At 64.9% G+C, this 16,204-nt stretch carries 13 protein-coding genes; 7 read left to right on the plus strand and 6 right to left on the minus strand.

The window, feature by feature from the left end:
* Positions 1 to 48 precede the first annotated feature (48 nt).
* Entirely contained in the window at positions 49 to 513 is a 465-nt protein-coding gene (locus tag JQ635_RS34125; protein ID WP_211414158.1) for a nuclear transport factor 2 family protein, read from the plus strand.
* A gap of 17 nt (positions 514 to 530) precedes the next feature.
* On the opposite strand, the gene JQ635_RS34130 is transcribed toward JQ635_RS34125, so the two are convergent.
* The 6 genes from JQ635_RS34130 to JQ635_RS34155 form a co-directional block, all read right to left on the minus strand.
* On the minus strand, positions 531 to 1,205 hold the full coding sequence (locus JQ635_RS34130; RefSeq protein ID WP_211414159.1) for a spermidine synthase: 675 nt from the start codon (positions 1,203 to 1,205) through the stop codon (positions 531 to 533).
* Positions 1,206 to 1,235: 30 nt separating this feature from the next.
* Positions 1,236 to 4,475: a bifunctional cytochrome P450/NADPH--P450 reductase gene (locus tag JQ635_RS34135; protein WP_211414160.1), complete on the minus strand. Its 3,240-nt coding sequence runs from the start codon at positions 4,473 to 4,475 to the stop codon at positions 1,236 to 1,238.
* A gap of 124 nt (positions 4,476 to 4,599) precedes the next feature.
* A complete protein-coding gene (locus JQ635_RS34140; protein ID WP_211414161.1) occupies positions 4,600 to 5,595 on the minus strand; it encodes an alpha/beta fold hydrolase in 996 nt (331 codons plus the stop codon).
* Between the two features lie 10 nt (positions 5,596 to 5,605).
* Positions 5,606 to 7,156, minus strand: coding sequence for a WS/DGAT/MGAT family O-acyltransferase (locus tag JQ635_RS34145; RefSeq protein WP_211414162.1), 1,551 nt, complete (start codon positions 7,154 to 7,156; stop codon positions 5,606 to 5,608).
* A 45-nt stretch (positions 7,157 to 7,201) separates the two neighbouring features.
* On the minus strand, positions 7,202 to 8,002 hold the full coding sequence (locus tag JQ635_RS34150) for an esterase/lipase family protein (RefSeq protein WP_211414163.1): 801 nt from the start codon (positions 8,000 to 8,002) through the stop codon (positions 7,202 to 7,204).
* The gene (locus tag JQ635_RS34155; RefSeq protein WP_183245584.1) at positions 8,002 to 8,259 is read right to left on the minus strand and encodes a DUF6489 family protein; all 258 of its coding nucleotides are present in this window, start codon (positions 8,257 to 8,259) and stop codon (positions 8,002 to 8,004) included. Before JQ635_RS34155 ends, JQ635_RS34150 begins: the two co-directional genes overlap by 1 nt.
* Positions 8,260 to 8,658: 399 nt before the next feature.
* Between JQ635_RS34155 and JQ635_RS34160 the strand changes: the two genes are divergently transcribed.
* The 6 genes from JQ635_RS34160 (at position 8,659) to JQ635_RS34185 (ending at position 16,199) form a co-directional block, all read left to right on the plus strand.
* On the plus strand, positions 8,659 to 10,254 hold the full coding sequence (locus tag JQ635_RS34160; RefSeq protein WP_211414164.1) for an ABC transporter substrate-binding protein: 1,596 nt from the start codon (positions 8,659 to 8,661) through the stop codon (positions 10,252 to 10,254).
* Positions 10,255 to 10,358: 104 nt separating this feature from the next.
* Positions 10,359 to 11,339, plus strand: coding sequence for an ABC transporter permease (locus tag JQ635_RS34165; protein WP_211414165.1), 981 nt, complete (start codon positions 10,359 to 10,361; stop codon positions 11,337 to 11,339).
* Between the two features lie 9 nt (positions 11,340 to 11,348).
* Positions 11,349 to 12,320 carry an ABC transporter permease gene (locus JQ635_RS34170; RefSeq protein ID WP_211414166.1) on the plus strand — a complete coding sequence of 324 codons (972 nt, stop codon included), beginning with the start codon at positions 11,349 to 11,351 and terminating at the stop codon, positions 12,318 to 12,320.
* 13 nt (positions 12,321 to 12,333) lie between these two features.
* Positions 12,334 to 13,320, plus strand: coding sequence for an ABC transporter ATP-binding protein (locus tag JQ635_RS34175; RefSeq protein ID WP_211414167.1), 987 nt, complete (start codon positions 12,334 to 12,336; stop codon positions 13,318 to 13,320).
* Entirely contained in the window at positions 13,317 to 14,306 is a 990-nt protein-coding gene (locus JQ635_RS34180) for an ABC transporter ATP-binding protein (protein ID WP_211414168.1), read from the plus strand. The genes JQ635_RS34175 and JQ635_RS34180 overlap by 4 nt, the downstream gene beginning before the upstream one ends.
* A gap of 87 nt (positions 14,307 to 14,393) precedes the next feature.
* Complete coding sequence (locus tag JQ635_RS34185; RefSeq protein WP_211414169.1) at positions 14,394 to 16,199, plus strand: gamma-glutamyltransferase family protein; 1,806 nt, start codon at positions 14,394 to 14,396, stop codon at positions 16,197 to 16,199.
* The last annotated feature ends 5 nt before the right edge of the window (positions 16,200 to 16,204 follow it).

The raw sequence follows: 16,204 nt of genomic DNA on the forward strand, positions 1-16,204 counted from the left end.
AGAGGCCTCCCTCGATCACAAAAGAGGCCGCGGCCTCTCGGAGCTCACATGCATTTCATCGTCCGCCTGGTCGCAATGATTGCGGCTTCCATTCTCATGCTGTCCCTCGGCAACGGCGCGGCGATCGCCGGCAGCGCGCAGGAAGAAGCCAACCGCACGGCCGTGCTTGCCTTCTACGAGAAGGGCCTCAACCAGAAGGACGCCGATGCGGCCATCGCCTATATCGGCAACCGCTATGTGCAGCACAATCCAAATGCGGCAGATGGTCCGGACGGCTTTCGCAAGTTCATCGGCTTCCTCCGTGAAAAGTTTCCGAACTCGCACAGCGAGATCAAGCGCAGCTTCGTAGATGGCGACTACGTCATCCTCCACGTCCACTCCGTTCGCGAGCCCGACACCAGGGGCCGCGCTATCGTCGATATCTTCAAGCTGGAGAACGGCAAGATCGTCGAGCACTGGGATGTCGTTCAGGAGATTCCTGAAAATCCGGCGAACAGCAACACGATGTTCTAGCCCGGAGACGTAGCCACCTAGCTCTTCCGCGCGATCCAGATCACATGGCGCGAGCCGCCACCTCTGCCGGTGGCGCGCACATTGACCTCGTTGACGTCGAACCCGGCGCGGCCGAGACGCTTGGTGAATGCCGGGTTCGGTCCTGACGACCAGACAGCGAGCACGCCTCCCGGCCGCAGCGCCGCCTTGGCGGCCGCCAACCCGCTTGCGTCATAGAGCGCATCATTGCCCTTGCGGGTCAGCCCCTCCGGCCCGTTGTCCACGTCGAGCAGAATGGCGTCAAAGGCCGACCGCTGCGCCCGGATGATTTCGCCGACGTCGGTCTCCCGGATGCTCACCCTGGCATCGTCGAGGCTGTCGCCGAAGACCTCCGCCATCGGGCCTCGTGCCCAGGCAACGACCGATGGGACGAGCTCGGAGACCATAATCTCCGCCTTAGCTCCGAGCACGGCAAGCGCCGCCCGCAGCGTAAAGCCCATACCCAATCCGCCGATCAGGACGACTGGCTTCTTGACCTTCTCGATCTGCTTGGCCGCAAGGGTTGCGAGCGCGGCTTCCGAGCCCGACAGGCGGCTGTTCATCAGCTCGTTAGTGCCAAGCTTGATCGAAAACTCCTTGCCCCGCCGCATCAGGCGAAGCTCTTCGTCGGAGCCGGGGATTTTGGCGGTGTCGATCTTTTCCCAGGGAATCATGGGAGAGCTTTAGCACGATCGGACGAACAATCACCCACCCGCCCAGACATCGAGCACATAGCGGTTCTTCGTCCCCATCTCCTCGATCCACCGGGCACCGGCTGCGGCGTCGCTGCCGGTCTTCTCGCCATGGATCGCGACGAGCGCCGCCTTCACGTCAGGCTCCATTTTTCCACCATCGCCGCAGACATAGATGATGGCCCCCTGCTCGATCAGCGGCCACACCCTGTCCTTCTGCGCGGCAAGCACGTGCTGCACATAGGTCTTCGGTCCGTCCGCGCGCGAGAACGCCGTGAACAGCTCGGTGATGCCGGCGCCCGCCAGTGCTTTCAGCTCGTCCGCGTAGAGAAAATCCTGATCGGGATGGCGACAGCCGAAGAACAGCATGGCCGGGCCGAGCGTGGCCCCCTTCGCCTTGCGCGCCGCGCGCTCCTGGAGGAAGCCGCGGAACGGCGCGAGGCCCGTGCCGGGGCCGATCATGATGATCGGCGCGGATGGATCGTCCGGCAGTCGGAAGCCCGCCTTGGTCTCGCGCACCGTGGCATAGACCGTATCGCCCGCGCGGCGATTGGCGAGATAGTTCGAGCAGATGCCCTTGTAGGTGCCGCGGCCGGAGGCAGCCGGCCCCTCGACCACGCCGACCGTGACGCTGCATCGCGCCGGGTCGACCGACGGCGAGGACGAGATCGAGTAATATCGCGGCGCCAGCAGCGAGAGCATTTCCAGGTAAGCGTGGAATGGCAATTCGCAGGCGGGATATTCGAGCAGCAGGTCGAACACCGACTTGCGCCTCGCCAGGATCTCGGTGCGGTAGCGTTCGAGCGTTTCAGGCGCCTCGCCGACGAAGCCCAGCAGCTTCGGCTTGGTGACCGGGCAGCGGGTGTGATCGGCCATGATCTGGATCTGCTTGCGGGTCGCCACCTGCTGCAGCTCGACGAACTCACTGAGCAGGCGTCCGACCGACACCGCCTCGCCGACCGGCAATTGCGCGCGGCGACCCTCGGCGACCTGAAGCCTGATCTGGTCGGCCGGCAGGAAACCGAAGCGGCGAGCCACCGAATCCACCAGCGTCGGATCATTGCGCGGGACGACGCTCAAATGGTCGCCGACGCGGTAGGTGATGTTGGACGGCAGCTGCACCTCGATGTGGCGCGTCGAACGCTCCGACGGATTCGACCCGCTCTTGTTCTGGAGCTCGTCATTGACCTGCACCTTCATCGCCACGGCGCCGCCCTGGGCGACGATGGTGTTGACGGCAGTCACCGCGACCGGCTCGATCGCATAGAGCGGATCGTCCTCCGCCGTGCGAGTGAAATTCCAGTCGATGCCGAATTCCTTGGTCGCGACCTGAGCCGCCGCCGGGAACCATTTCTGGAACTGGCCATCGAGATCGCTGCGCGCATCGCCCTCGCCGCGCGGATAGACCGCGCGCGCACCGTGCTTCGACAATTGCTCGTCGATGAGGCGCGGCACCGATTGATAGGTCGCAGCCCAGTCGCTGTTGCCGCAGCCGAACACGGCGTAGCGCACGCCGGCGAAGGCGTCCTTCGGAAGGTCGTCGCCGAGCCATTTGACGAACTGCGTCGCATTGTCGGGCGGCGCGCCGTTATAGGAGGCGCAGATGATGAGCACGCCGCCCTCCTGCGGCAGCTTGCCGACGTAATCGTCGAGCGGGCCGAGATGCACGGCGAAGCCGTTGATCTCCGCAAGGTCCGCCATGCGCGTCGCGAGCTCCTCGGCGGTGCCGAGATTGGAGCCGTAGAGCACCAGCATCGGCGTGTTGTGGCCGGGCCGCGTGGTGGGCTGGCGCTGCGCCTTCGGCGCCGACGACGCAACCGCGACGGCCCCGCCATAGGCGCCGCGCTCGCGATCGGCGCGCGGACGCACCTTGATCTTGAAGCCCTCCGGCTTCATCGTCAGGGTTTCCTTCAGGTGCATCTGGTAGCGCTGGTGGTCGATCAGCTTGAAGCGCTGCAGGATCATGCCGAGCGCGAGCGCCGCCTCGTGCATCGCAAAGCCGCGGCCGATGCAGGCGCGCTGACCGTTGCCGAACGGCTTCCAGGCATTGATCGGCCGCTTAGCTTCCGCCTCGCGGCTGAAATTCTCGGGATCGAAGGCACCCGGGTTGGGACCCCAGACGCTGGGATCACGATGCAGCGCCGTCACCAGGATGGTGATGAACGTGCCCTTCCGGAGCTTGTACTTGCCGCCGCCGATGGTCTCATCCTGGAGCGGCGAGATGCCATAGGCCGGTGCCGGCGGCCACAGCCGCAGCGCCTCTTTCAGGATCTGCGTGATGTAGGTGAGCTGCGTCACCTGCTGGTAGGTCGGCTTCGCATTGACGTCGGGGCCGAAGACGCGGTCGACCTCGTCATAGGCCTTCTTGAGAATCTCGGGGTGCTTGAGCAGCGCGTAGAGCGTGTAGGACAACAGGCCGCTGGTGGTCTCGTGGCCCGCGATCAGGAACGTGTTGATCTGGTAGCGGATGTTGACGTCGTCGAGCTGCTCGCCGGTCGAGCGGTCGACGCCGGTCATCATCGCGGCGAGCATGTCCTTCTTGTCGTCGATTCCCTCCGCGCTCTTGCGGCGCTCGGCGATGATCTCGTCGACCATCTTGTTCATGAAGGCGACGTCTTCCGCGAGCGTCTTGCGGCGCTTCTGCATCCAGAGCTGCTCGAACGGCAGGCCGCGCGTCATCATGATGGTTTCGAGCGAGCGCACCAGCGACTCGACGAAGGGATGGTAGTCGCGCCGATAGAACGAGTTGAAGCGATAGTCGAAGCCGCACAGGCCGATCGTATCCAGCGTCAGCGCAGTCATGTCATGGACGACGTCGATCTCGTCGTCGGCGTTGAGCCGCTCCCATTTCTGGACGAGCTGCTCTGCGATGTCGACCATGCTCGGATGGTAGGACTGCATGGCGCGGTTGCCGAACGGCTGGAGCAGGATGTTGTGCGCCTTGCTCCAGTTCGGCTCCCTCGTGTCGGCGGTGAACAGGCCGTCGCCGCCGACCGCACGCACGCGCCGCAGCGCGCCGCGCACCGTCTTGTCGAAGCGCTTCTCGTCGGAGAGCTCGTCCACGAGATCGTGGCCGGAGACGATGACGATCGGCGAGCCCATCATGTCGAGCCAGAAGATCGGACCGAGCTCCTTGGCGAGCCGCGTCAGGTGCTGCACGGGCGCGGCCGGGTCCAGCGACAGCATGTTGCCGACCACCGGCTTCGTCGGCGGGTGCGGGATCGGGTCCAGACGATTCTTGGATGACGACATTAAATGCGCTTCCCCCTGCATCGATCAGTCACCTCGTCATTACGAGGAGCCCTTGCGACGAAGCAATCCAGAGCGTCTCCGCGGACACATTCCCGCATTGCTTCGCCTCGCTCGCAACGACGAGCTAGCCAAACCGCCTTCTACGCCATTCGATCAGCTTGGCGCTGACCTCTTCCGGCTTCTCCTGCTGCGTCCAATGGCCGCTGTCCTTCACCAGGTACTTCTCGAGGTCGGCGATCAGCTTTTCCATGCCGTCGGCCGCAGACGGCGGCAGCACCGCGTCGTTCTCGGCCATGATCATCAATGACGGCACGTGGATGTGGTGATCGAGCCCCTTCGAGCGTTCCCAATTGCGGGTGAAGTTGCGATACCAGTTGATGCCGCCGGTGAATCCGGTTTTCGTGAAGGTGTCGACGAACACCTTCTTCTCCTCCGCCGACAGGATCGGGGTGCGCGGATCATGTTTGGCGTCGTAATTCGCAATCATCTGTGGGAACGCCAGGTTGATGCGGGGCGAAGCACCAATGCCGGCAATCGGCTGTTCCTCGGGCGCACCCGGAGGGCGCGCGGCCGGCTTGCGCATGAAGGCATCGAAGGTCTCTTCGACGCGGGTGCCGAAAATCCTGTCGGGCTCGCGCGCGGGATCCTGGAACTGGACGATGTACATCTGGTCGCCGAAGCGCTGGCGGAACAGCGCGATCGGGTCGATCGGCGCGCGGTCCCAGTGCGGCGTGTTGACCCCGACCACGCCGGCGACGCGCGAAGGGTGCCGCAGCGGCATCTGCCAGACGACGAAGCCGCCCCAGTCGTGGCCGACGAAGATTGCCTTGTCGATGTTGAGATGGTCGAGCAGCCCGACGAGATCGCCAGTCAGATGCTCCATGTCATAGGCCTCGACCGGCTCGGGCCGGTCAGTCGCGCCATAGCCGCGCTGGTCCGGCGCGATCACGCGGATGCCGGCCTCGCTCAGCGCCTTGATCTGGTGGCGCCAGGAGAAGGCGAGCTCCGGCCAGCCATGGCACAGCACGACCGGCGGCTTGTCATCGGCCGGGCCCGCCTCGTAATAGCCCATGCGGATTCCGTTCGTCGTCGCGAACTTGAGCGGCGGCATGTCAATCATGGCGAACTTCCTACTCAGCAGCGCCCTTGACGTCGGCCGCCGGCGGCGCATAGGCGGCCTCCAGCGCGGCGAACTCCTCCGGCAGCATGTCGCACATCACCTGCACGTGCGGAATGATGTTGGCGCCGACGATGAAGCCGAAATCGAGCTGGTCGCGATAGCTCTGCACGGTGATGTTGAGCGCCTGCCCGTGCGTCGAGATCGACACCGGGAAGATGTGCAGCAGCTCGGCGCCGGCGGCATAGAGCGTCTGCCGCGGCCCGGGCACATTGGACACCGTGATGTTGGCGGCCGGCGGCAGCACGTCGGAGAGATTCGAGCGGCTGTAGAGCAGCGCCAGGATCTGCACCATGATCGGTGCGCCCAGCATCGAGATGTTGGAGACCTGCGGCATCAAGGCGCGCAAGGGATGCGACATCTCCTTGGACTTGGTCGATTGCGCGATGATCGCCTCCAGCCGCGCCTTGGGATCCTCGATGTTGGTGGCGATCGCGCAGATCATGCCGAACACCTGGTTGTTGGCCTCGGTGTTGCCCTCCTCACGCAGCGAGATCGGCACGGCGGCGGTCAGGGACTTCGCCGGCAGCGTGCCATATTGCAGGAGGTAGCGGCGGACCACGCCGGAGGCGAGCGCCAGCACGACGTCGTTGAGCTTGCCGCCGGCCTGCTTGGCCAGCGCTTTGGCCCGCGACAGCGAAATCGACACGCCGGCAAAGCTCCGTTCCGACGAGATCGTCTTGTTCAGCATGGTCGGCGGCGACACCATGCTGGCCAAACTCTCGCGCGATTTTGGGTCTGCGACCTTGCCGAGCACGTCGGACACGCTCTTGAGCACGGTCGGGATGTTGCCGGCAAAGCGCACTGCGCTCTCGATCTGGTACATGGCGTTGTCGAACAGGATCGAGCCGATGTCGCTCTTGCCGGTGCGCGGCAGCTGCAGGTTCTTCGCCGCTTGCGAAGCATCGAGCGGCTGGCTGAACAGCTGCTGATAGGAATCGAGCAGGTTCGCAGCGATGTCGCGCGGCTCCTGTCCGGGCTTGGCTCCACCCGTCGGCGGCTCGACCTTCCGCGGGACCGGCGAGATGTCGTAGATCATGTTGGTCAGCGCCGCACCGGCGCCGCCATCGATCGCGGCATGGTGCATCTTGGAATAGAGCCCGACCTCGTTGTCCTTCATGCCCTCGAACACGTAGAACTCCCAGAGCGGGCGGGCGCGGTTCAGGAGCTTGGCGTGCATCCAGCCGACGATCCTTTCGAGCGTGGCGCGGTCGCGCGGCTGCGGCAGGCTGGCGCGGAAGATGTGGCGGTCGATGTCGAACTGGTCGTCCTCGACCCAGGAGGGATGGTCGATGTCGAGCGGCGCCTTCTCCAGCCGCGCCTTCAGGATCGGCGCGATGTGCAGGCGCGAGACGATCATCGCCTTGAAGTCTTCGAAGAAGTCGCCCTTGTAGTCGTCGGGCAGGCGGAAGATTGCCATGCTGCCGACGTGCATCGGCATCTCAGGCGTTTCCAGATAGAGAAACGACGCGTCCAGCGACGACAGCTTCTTACCGTCAGCCATAGTTCCCTCCCGAGTATTCGACGGGCGCCTTGGCGGCGCTTCTCGTCAGGCCGATACTGCCCGCTCCGGCGGGGCATATGCAATGGCAAAGGGCCCCGCCCGGTCAAATGGCCAAAACTCTCCCTCCGGTTGCGCCAGGCGGTCCGCCACGGCCCACAGCACCGCGGGGTTCACGCCGAGCCCGATATGGCTCGCCAGGTACACCTCGATGTTCTCGGCACGGTCGGAGGGATGGAGCAGACAGGTCCGCCAGTTCACGACACCGTCGGCACGCGAATAGATCGACGTCGCCGGCACCGGCAGCTCGCCGGCGATCGCTTCGCGCGCTTCCGCGAAATCATCGACCCGCTCGCCGGATAGCGCCTCGTAGAGCCGCGTGGCGTTGGTCGCGCGAACGTCATTGGCAAAAGGGCTTCCGAGCGTGACGACGTAACGGACCATATCAGGGGCCTGGAGCGCGAGATCGCGGGCATAGACGCCGCCGAGGCTCCATCCGACCAGGCTGACCTTGCGCCCGCTCGCCGCATGGATTTCGGCGAGACGCGTGCGCAATGCCTCCCGCATCCGCTCCAGCCCGCCGAGATTGCGGCCCATCCGCCAGGCATGGGCCTCATAGCCGAGCTCGCTGAGATAGCGCCGCAGCGGCACCATCGAAAGATCGCTGGCGAGAAAGCCCGGCAGCGCCAGCACCGGATGGCCGTCGCCTTTGGGCGCACGCATCAGGAGCGGCGAGAGCAACAGACTCGCATTGAACTCGAACAGTCCACGGGCTTCGGCCAGCAGCAGACCGAGAGCCGGCGGACGAAGCCGGCCTGGATCCTGCGCCCCGTCCCGCCCGGACTGCACTACTTCTTCTTGTCGCTGCTGCGCGGGCTGCCGAGACCAGCCATCGTCACGAACATGTCCTGAAACCGCTCGGCGATCTTCGGATCGAAGGTGAACCAGCTCTGGATCAGCGATTCCGGCGAGACCTTCTCGATATTGCTGAGGATCTGCTGCTGCAGCTTGTCCATCACCGCCGTCTGCATCGGCGCCACGTCGGGCAATCCGAAGAACTGGCGGGCCTCGAGGGGGGTGCAGTCGATTTCGATGTTAACTTTCATGTCCCCTCCGGATGAGATTCGAGCGGCTTGCCGGAGTATCACCGCGACACGGTGTGCAACGCAAGCGACCTGAAGGGAAGCTGCCGGGGCCGGCTTCCGCAATCGACGGGTATGGTCAATCAAATCACCCGGCAGAGACCGCGTAGCGGATGGCTGAAACGCCAGGGGCCGGCAGGCCAATCTCCCTTCCTCCGAAGAGTACACAGGTCGAAAGTCGAATGTCGTTCGCGCGCCGGCCTCCCCTAGATTGCCGGGCAGCATTGCTGCACAGCGGTGCAACTTGGCGCGTTCCTTGCTGGAATGGCGCTTGCACGGGTCAAGAACTCTGGGCAACATGGATCAGTCAGCCTCGCCGAACAATCAAAAATCACCGGCGTGGCAGTGTGGAGAGGGTCAAGAATGTCAGTCGGTCGAAGTCTGTTTGCGGCGACGCTCGCCGGTACGCTTGCGTTGGCGGTCTCGCCGGCGTCGAGCCAGACGCTACGTTATGCCAACCAGGGTGACCTGAAGTCGCTGGATCCCTATACGCTCAACGAGAGCACCACCCACGCCCATCTCGGCCACGTCTATCAGGGCCTCACCGCGCGCGACAAGGATCTCAAGATCATCCCGGCACTGGCGGAAAGCTGGGAAACCCCGGAACCGGCCCGCTGGCGCTTCCATTTGCGCAAGGGCGTGAAATTCCACAACGGCGACCCCTTCACCGCCGACGACGTGGTGTTCTCGGCCGATCGCGTCCGCAAGAAGGGGTCGAATATGCAGACCCGCCTTGCGCCCGACGTCAAGGTGGTCAAGGTCGACGACTACACCGTCGATTTCGTCCTGCCCTCGCCCAATCCCATCCTGCATAACTCGTGGGATGTCTGGTACATCATGGACAAGAAATGGGCCGAGGAGAACAACGTCGTCGATCCGACGCCGGTGGCGGCGACCACGCCGAGCTACGCCTCGCTCCATGAGAACGGCACCGGTCCCTTCATCATCGAGAGCCATCAGCCCGGCGTGAAGACCGTGTTCAAGGCCAACCCCAATTACTGGGGCAAGGTCGAAGGCAATCTGAAGGAGATCATCTTCACGCCGATCGCCTCCGACGCCACCCGCGTCGCGGCCCTCCTCTCGGGCGAGGTCGACGTCATCGAGCCGGTTCCGATCCAGGACATCTCCCGCGTCGATTCCAGCCCGAATGCCCAGGTGCTGAAGGGGCCGGAGCTGCGCACCATCTTCATCGGCTTCGACCAGACGCGCGATGAGCTGCTCTACTCCAACATCAAGGGCAAGAACCCGTTCAAGGACGCCCGTGTCCGCGAGGCCTTCTACAAGGCAATCGACATTGAGCTGATCAAGACGCGCGTGATGCGCGGGCTGTCGACGCCGTCGGCGCTGATGATCGCGCCGGAGCTGTTCGCGCTGTCCAAGAGCTTCACGCGGCCGAAATTCGATCCTGACGGCGCCAAGAAGCTGCTGACCGAAGCCGGCTACCCCGACGGCTTCGAGGTCACCATGGACTGCCCGAACGACCGCTACGTCAACGACGCCGCGATCTGTCAGGCTGTGGTCGGCATGCTTGCCCGCATCGGCGTCAAGATCAATCTCCTGGCGCAGCCGAAGGCGCAGTACTTCGCCAAGGTGCTCAAGCAGGGCGGCTACCAGACCTCGTTCTACCTGCTGGGCTGGACCCCGAGCACGATGGACTCCCACAACGTGCTCTACGACATCATGGGCTGCCGCGACGATGCGAAATCCTCGCGGGGCGAGGCCAATCTCGGCGGCTACTGCAACAAGGAGTTCGACGCCATCACCGACAAGGTGCTGGTCGAAACCGACACCGAGAAGCGCAACCAACTGATCAAGGAGGCCTACGAGATCGGCATCAAGGACTGGTCCTATATCCCGCTGCACCAGCAGGCGCTGGCCTGGGGCGTATCGAAGAAGGTCAACCTGCCGCAGCGCGCCGACAATCTCGTCATGTTCCACTGGGCGACCAAGAAGGAATAGCGTTAGTTGAACATCAGGTCCCGGCAGCGTCAGGCTTCCGGGACCTTTCCTTTTCCGGCTGACAAGGACGTTGGCCGTACGCACACCCAAGGAAAGTGGAAGGCATGCTCGCTTTCACGCTTCGCCGCGCCGTTCAGGCCATCGGCGTCATGTTCGCCGTCGGCATCATCGCGTTCTCGATGTTCCGTTTCGCCGGCGACCCCGTCAACCAGATCGTCTCGATCGACACGTCGGCGGCCGAACGCGAGGTCGTGCGCAAGTCGCTCGGCCTCGACGATCCCGTGCCGGTGCAGTTCGTGCGCTATTTCGCCGATGCCGCGCAGTTCAAATTCGGCGTCTCCTACCAGTTCCGTCAGCCGGTCTCGGCGCTGCTCAGCGAGCGCATGCCCGCGACGCTGGAACTGGCGATCTGTGCGACCGTGTTTGCGATGGTGTTCGGCATCCTGATGGGCGTCTATTCGGCGCTCAAGCGCGACACCGTGCTCGCCAAATTATTCCAGGCGGTCTCACTGATCGGCATCTCGCTGCCGACCTTCCTGATCGGCATCCTCTTGATCTATCTGTTCGCGGTGACTTTGGGCTGGCTGCCCTCGTTCGGCCGCGGCGAGGTGGTGAAGCTCGGCTGGTGGACGACCGGCCTTCTGACGCTGTCGGGCCTGAAGGCGCTGATCATGCCCTCGATCACGCTCGGGCTGTTCCAGATGACCCTGATCATGCGGCTGGTGCGCGCGGAAATGTTGGAAGTGCTGCGGACCGACTATATCCGCTTCGCCCGCGCGCGGGGGCTGACCACGCGCGCGATCCACTTCGGCCACGCGCTGAAGAATACCCTCATTCCCGTGATCACCGTGGCCGGACTGCAGTTTGGCTCGGTTATTGCATTTTCGATCATCACTGAAACCGTGTTCCAGTGGCCGGGCATGGGACTTCTGTTCGTGCAGGCCGTGCAAAACGTCGATATCCCGATCATGGCCGCTTACCTGCTGATGGTTTCGCTGATCTTCGTCACCATCAACCTGGTGGTCGACATCCTCTATACCGTGGTCGATCCGCGCCTGCGCGCGACGGTCGGCCGCGCCACCTAAGGCACCTGCATGTCCGACGCAGTCGTTTCCAGTTCCAATGGGCAGAGCACGCAGCCGGCGCACACGGCCCGCAGCTGGCTCAGCCGCGCGCTCGACAGCGACGTCTTCTATTCGTTCCGCCGCTCCAAGCTCACCATGGTCGCGGCCGCCATCACGGTGCTGTTCTTCCTGCTTGCGATCTTTGCATCCGTGCTTGCGGTGCAGAACCCGTTCGACCCGGCGCAGCTGCAATTGATCAATTCGCGGATCTCGCCGCTGTGGACCGCCGACGGCCAGAGCCCGTTCCTGCTCGGCACCGACGAGCAAGGGCGCGACGTGTTCTCCGCCATCCTTTACGGCATGCGCATCTCGCTCGCCGTCGGCGTCGCCGGCGTGATCTTCGCCGGCGCCCTCGGCATCGCGCTGGGCCTGATCGCCGGCTATTTCGGCGGCGCCGTCGACGGCGTGATCATGCGGATCGCCGACGTGCAGCTCACCTTCCCCGCCATCCTGATCGCGCTGCTGGTCAACGGCATCGCGAAATCGATCCTCGGCAACCGACTGGACGCCACCAGCATGCTGTTCGTGCTGGTGATCTCGATCGGCCTGAGCTTCTGGGTCGGATACGCGCGGACCGTGCGCGGCTCGGTGATGGTCGAGAAGAACAAGGACTACGTCGCCGCCGCGCAGCTGATCGGCCTGCCCGCGCCGAAGATCATGCTGCGGCACGTGCTGCCGAACACGATGGGCCCGATCCTGGTCATCGCCACGATCAACCTCGCGCTCGCCATCATCACCGAGGCGACGCTATCCTTCCTCGGCGTCGGCCTGCCCGACACCATGCCGTCGCTCGGCACGCTGATCCGGATCGGCAACAATTATCTGTTCGCCGGCGAATGGTGGATCGTCGCCTTCCCCGGGCTCGCACTGGCCGCGCTGATCCTGTCGATCAACCTGCTCGGCGACTGGCTGCGCGACGCGCTCAACCCGAAGCTTCGATGAGTACGCCTCGCCCATGACCGAACCCGTTCTCTCCGTGCGTAACCTCCAGGTGGAATTCGCCTCCCGCCGCGGCACGCTGCGCGCCATCGACGACGTCTCCTTCGACATCGCCAAGGGCGAGGTGCTCGGGGTGGTCGGCGAATCCGGCGCAGGCAAATCCGTCACCGGCCTGGCGGTCATCGGCTTGATCGATCCGCCCGGCCGCATCGCCGGCGGCGAGATTCATCTTGCAGGCCTGCGTATCGACAATCTGCCACCGGAGGAGATGCGCCGTATCAGGGGCAAGCGCATCGGCATGATCTTCCAGGATCCCCTCACCTCGCTCAATCCGCTGTACAAGGTCGGCGACCAGATCGTCGAGACGATCCGGACCCACCTCAATCTCTCCGAATCCGCCGCCCGCCGCCGCGCCATCGACCTGCTCGCCGAGGTCGGCATTCCCGCGCCGGAAAAGCGTATCGACGGCTATCCCCACGAATTCTCCGGCGGCATGCGCCAGCGCGTGGTGATCGCGCTCGCGATCTGCGCCGAGCCGGAGCTGATCATTGCGGACGAGCCGACCACCGCGCTCGACGTCTCCGTGCAGGCCCAGATCATCTCGCTGATCAAGCGGCTCGGCCGCGACCACGGCACCGCCGTGATGCTGGTGACCCACGACATGGGCGTGATCGCCGAGACCTCGGACCGCGTCGCGGTGATGTATGCCGGCCGCGTCGCCGAGATCGGCCCGGTGCAGGACGTCGTGAAGAACCCGTTGCATCCCTATGCCAAGGGCCTGATGGGCGCGATCCCGACGCTTGCCGGCGAGGACAAGCGCCTGGTGCAGATCCCGGGCTCGATGCCGCGCCTGTCGGCGATCCCGCGCGGCTGCTCGTTCAATCCGCGCTGCGCCTTCGCTTTCGATCGTTGCCGTGTCGAGCGGCCGGAGCCGCTGCCGCGCGGCGCGCAGTCCGTTGCGTGCCATCTCTACGACACCGTGCCGGCGGAGAGCGCGGCATGAGCACGCCCTTCGTCAAGGCCACCAATCTGCGCCGCGTCTTCGACGTCTCAAAACCCTGGCTCAACCGCGTGCTCGAAGGCGGCCATCTCGAATACCTCAAGGCCGTCGATGGCGTCACCTTCGACATCAGGAAGGGCGAGACCTTTGCGCTGGTCGGCGAGTCCGGCTCGGGCAAGACCACGGTGGCGCGGATGGTGGTCGGCCTGCTGCCACCAAGCTCCGGCGACGTACTGATCGACGGCGTCTCGATGGCTGATCCGCGGCAGGCCCTCGCACGGCGAAAGCTGCGCCGCCGCATCCAGATGATCTTCCAGGATCCTTATGCGAGCCTGAACCCGCGCTTCCGCGTCGATGCCATCATCTCCGAGCCGATCCGCGCGTTTGACCTGATCCAGGGCGAGCGCGACATCCAGGCCCGTGTCGGCGAACTGCTCAGCCTCGTCGGCCTGCATCCCGATGACCGGCTGAAGTTCCCGCACGAATTCTCCGGCGGCCAGCGCCAGCGCATCGCGATCGCGCGCGCGCTCGCATCCGACGCCGAATTCATCGTCTGCGACGAGCCGACCTCCGCGCTCGACGTCTCCGTGCAGGCGCAGATCCTCAACCTGATGCGCGACCTCCAGGACAAGTTCGGCCTGACCTACATGTTCATCAGCCACAACCTCGCCGTGGTCCGCCACATGGCGAGCCGCGTCGGCGTGATGTATCTCGGCCGCATCGTCGAGATCGCGGAGGGACGCGAGCTGTTTTCCCGCCCGCGCATGCCCTACACCAAGATGCTGCTTGGCGCGGTACCGGATCTCGCGATGAGCGGCCGCCAGCGCATTCCGGTGAAGGGCGAGATCCCGAACCCGATCAATCCGCCGCCCGGCTGCGCCTTCAATCCGCGCTGCCCGCTGGCGTTCGACCTCTGCCGCAAGGAAACGCCGGAACTGATCGACGGCGTCGCCTGCCATGCAGTCAACACCGCGCCGGTCCCGGCGTGACGCGCGCGTGCCATGCAGCCTACGCATTGGCGGCGCGGTATCGGCTGTGATCAATTGCGCGCGCCGGCAATAAGGTGGTGAAGTCCCATGGGCAGCAATATCAATCCCGATCCGTTCACGACTAGGCCCGAGATCGAGGGCACGTTCGGGGTCGTCGCCACCACGCACTGGATCGCGACCGCGATCGGCATGGGCATTTTGGAAAAAGGTGGCAACGCCTTCGATGCCGGCGTCGCCACTGCCTTCACGCTTCAGGTGGTCGAGCCGCATCTGAACGGCCCCGGCGGCGATGTCCCTGTTATCGTGCACGACGTCAAACGCGGCCGCACCGAGGTGATCTGCGGCCAGGGCCCGGCGCCGGCGCGCGCCACCATCGCGCATTACAAGAGCGAAGGCCTCGACATGGTGCCGGGCACCGGCCTGCTCGCCGCCTGCGTCCCAGGCACCTTCGAATCCTGGATGATGCTGCTGCGCGATTACGGCACGATGCGCGTGCGCGACGTGCTGGAACCGGCGATCTCCTATGCGCGCGACGGTTATCCGCTGGTCGAGCGCGCCTGCGCGACGATCCAGACCGTCGAGCAACTGTTCCGCAAGCACTGGCCGACATCGGCGGCTGTCTATCTTCCGAACGGCGAGGTGCCGAAGCCCGGCACGCTCTTCACCAACAAGACGCTGGCTGCGACCTACGCTCGCATCCTGAGCGAAGCCGAAAGCGGCGGCGGTGGCCGTGATGCCGAAATCGAGCGCGCGCGAAAAGCCTGGTCGCAAGGTTTCGTCGCCGAAGCCATCGACAAGTTCTGCCGCACCCAGGAGGTGATGGACGTCAGCGGCTCGCCGCATCGCGGCGTGCTCTCCGCCGACGACATGGCGCGTTGGCAGCCGACGATCGAAGAACCCCTCACCTACGACTATGGCCGTTACACCGTCTGCAAGGCAGGCGTCTGGAGCCAGGGCCCGGTGACGCTGCAGCAGCTTGCGCTGCTCAAGGGCTTTGCGCTCGACGGACTCGACCCGACCGGGCCGGAGTTCATTCATCTCCAGATCGAATGCGCAAAACTCGCCTTCGCCGATCGCGAAAAATTCTACGGTGATCCCAAGTTCACCGAGATCCCGATCGGAACGCTGCTGTCGGATGCCTATAACGACGAGCGCCGCAAGCTAGTCACCGACAAGGCCTCGCTCGATTTCATCCCCGGCTCCGTCGAAGGTTTTGGCGGCGTGGTCAAGTTGCGCCGTGCCGAGGGCCAGCGCGAGGCCGTCGGCGCGCTCGGCGCCGGCGAGCCGACGGTCGGACGCTTCGGCGAAGTGCGTGGTGATACCGTCCATTTCGACATCATCGACAGGGACGGCAACATGGTGTCCTCGACGCCGTCAGGCGGCTGGCTGCAATCCTCGCCGATCATTCCCGAGCTCGGCTTTTGCCTGGGCAGCCGCGCCCAGATGTTCTGGCTGGAGGAAGGCCATCCCGCCGCGCTCGCGCCCGGCAAGCGGCCGCGCACGACGCTGTCGCCGACCATGGCGCTGCGCGACGGCGAGCCCTATCTCGCCTGGGGCTCGCCCGGCGGCGACCAGCAGGACCAGTGGATCACGCAGTTCTTCCTGCGCCACGTCCATTGCAACCTCAATCTCCAGGAAGCGATCGACGCACCGGCCTGGCATTCCGAGCATTTCCCGATCTCGTTCTGGCCGCGCACCGCGCGGCCCGGCGTGCTCGTGGTTGAGAACCGCGTGCCCAAGGCGACGATCGAGAATCTGCGCGAGCGCGGGCATATCGTCGAGGTCGGCCCCGACTGGTCGGAAGGCCGCCTCACCGCAGCCTCGCGCGTCGGGGTCCGCCGCCGCGCCGCCGCCAATCCGCGCGGCATGCAAGGCTACGCCGCGGGACGCTGAAGGCA

The sequence above is a fragment of the Bradyrhizobium iriomotense genome (genome assembly GCF_018130765.1).
GTDB lineage: Bacteria > Pseudomonadota > Alphaproteobacteria > Rhizobiales > Xanthobacteraceae > Bradyrhizobium > Bradyrhizobium iriomotense_A.

What these genes read in the sequence shown, in the direction of transcription:
- JQ635_RS34125 (WP_211414158.1), top strand. Translation starts at nt 49, where the DNA reads ATGCATTTCATCGTCCGCCTGGTCGCAATGATTGCGGCTTCCATTCTC.
- JQ635_RS34130 (WP_211414159.1), bottom strand. Translation starts at nt 1,205, where the DNA reads ATGATTCCCTGGGAAAAGATCGACACCGCCAAAATCCCCGGCTCCGAC.
- JQ635_RS34135 (WP_211414160.1), bottom strand. Translation starts at nt 4,475, where the DNA reads ATGTCGTCATCCAAGAATCGTCTGGACCCGATCCCGCACCCGCCGACG.
- JQ635_RS34140 (WP_211414161.1), bottom strand. Translation starts at nt 5,595, where the DNA reads ATGATTGACATGCCGCCGCTCAAGTTCGCGACGACGAACGGAATCCGC.
- JQ635_RS34145 (WP_211414162.1), bottom strand. Translation starts at nt 7,156, where the DNA reads ATGGCTGACGGTAAGAAGCTGTCGTCGCTGGACGCGTCGTTTCTCTAT.
- JQ635_RS34155 (WP_183245584.1), bottom strand. Translation starts at nt 8,259, where the DNA reads ATGAAAGTTAACATCGAAATCGACTGCACCCCCCTCGAGGCCCGCCAG.
- JQ635_RS34160 (WP_211414164.1), top strand. Translation starts at nt 8,659, where the DNA reads ATGTCAGTCGGTCGAAGTCTGTTTGCGGCGACGCTCGCCGGTACGCTT.
- JQ635_RS34165 (WP_211414165.1), top strand. Translation starts at nt 10,359, where the DNA reads ATGCTCGCTTTCACGCTTCGCCGCGCCGTTCAGGCCATCGGCGTCATG.
- JQ635_RS34170 (WP_211414166.1), top strand. Translation starts at nt 11,349, where the DNA reads ATGTCCGACGCAGTCGTTTCCAGTTCCAATGGGCAGAGCACGCAGCCG.
- JQ635_RS34175 (WP_211414167.1), top strand. Translation starts at nt 12,334, where the DNA reads ATGACCGAACCCGTTCTCTCCGTGCGTAACCTCCAGGTGGAATTCGCC.
- JQ635_RS34180 (WP_211414168.1), top strand. Translation starts at nt 13,317, where the DNA reads ATGAGCACGCCCTTCGTCAAGGCCACCAATCTGCGCCGCGTCTTCGAC.
- JQ635_RS34185 (WP_211414169.1), top strand. Translation starts at nt 14,394, where the DNA reads ATGGGCAGCAATATCAATCCCGATCCGTTCACGACTAGGCCCGAGATC.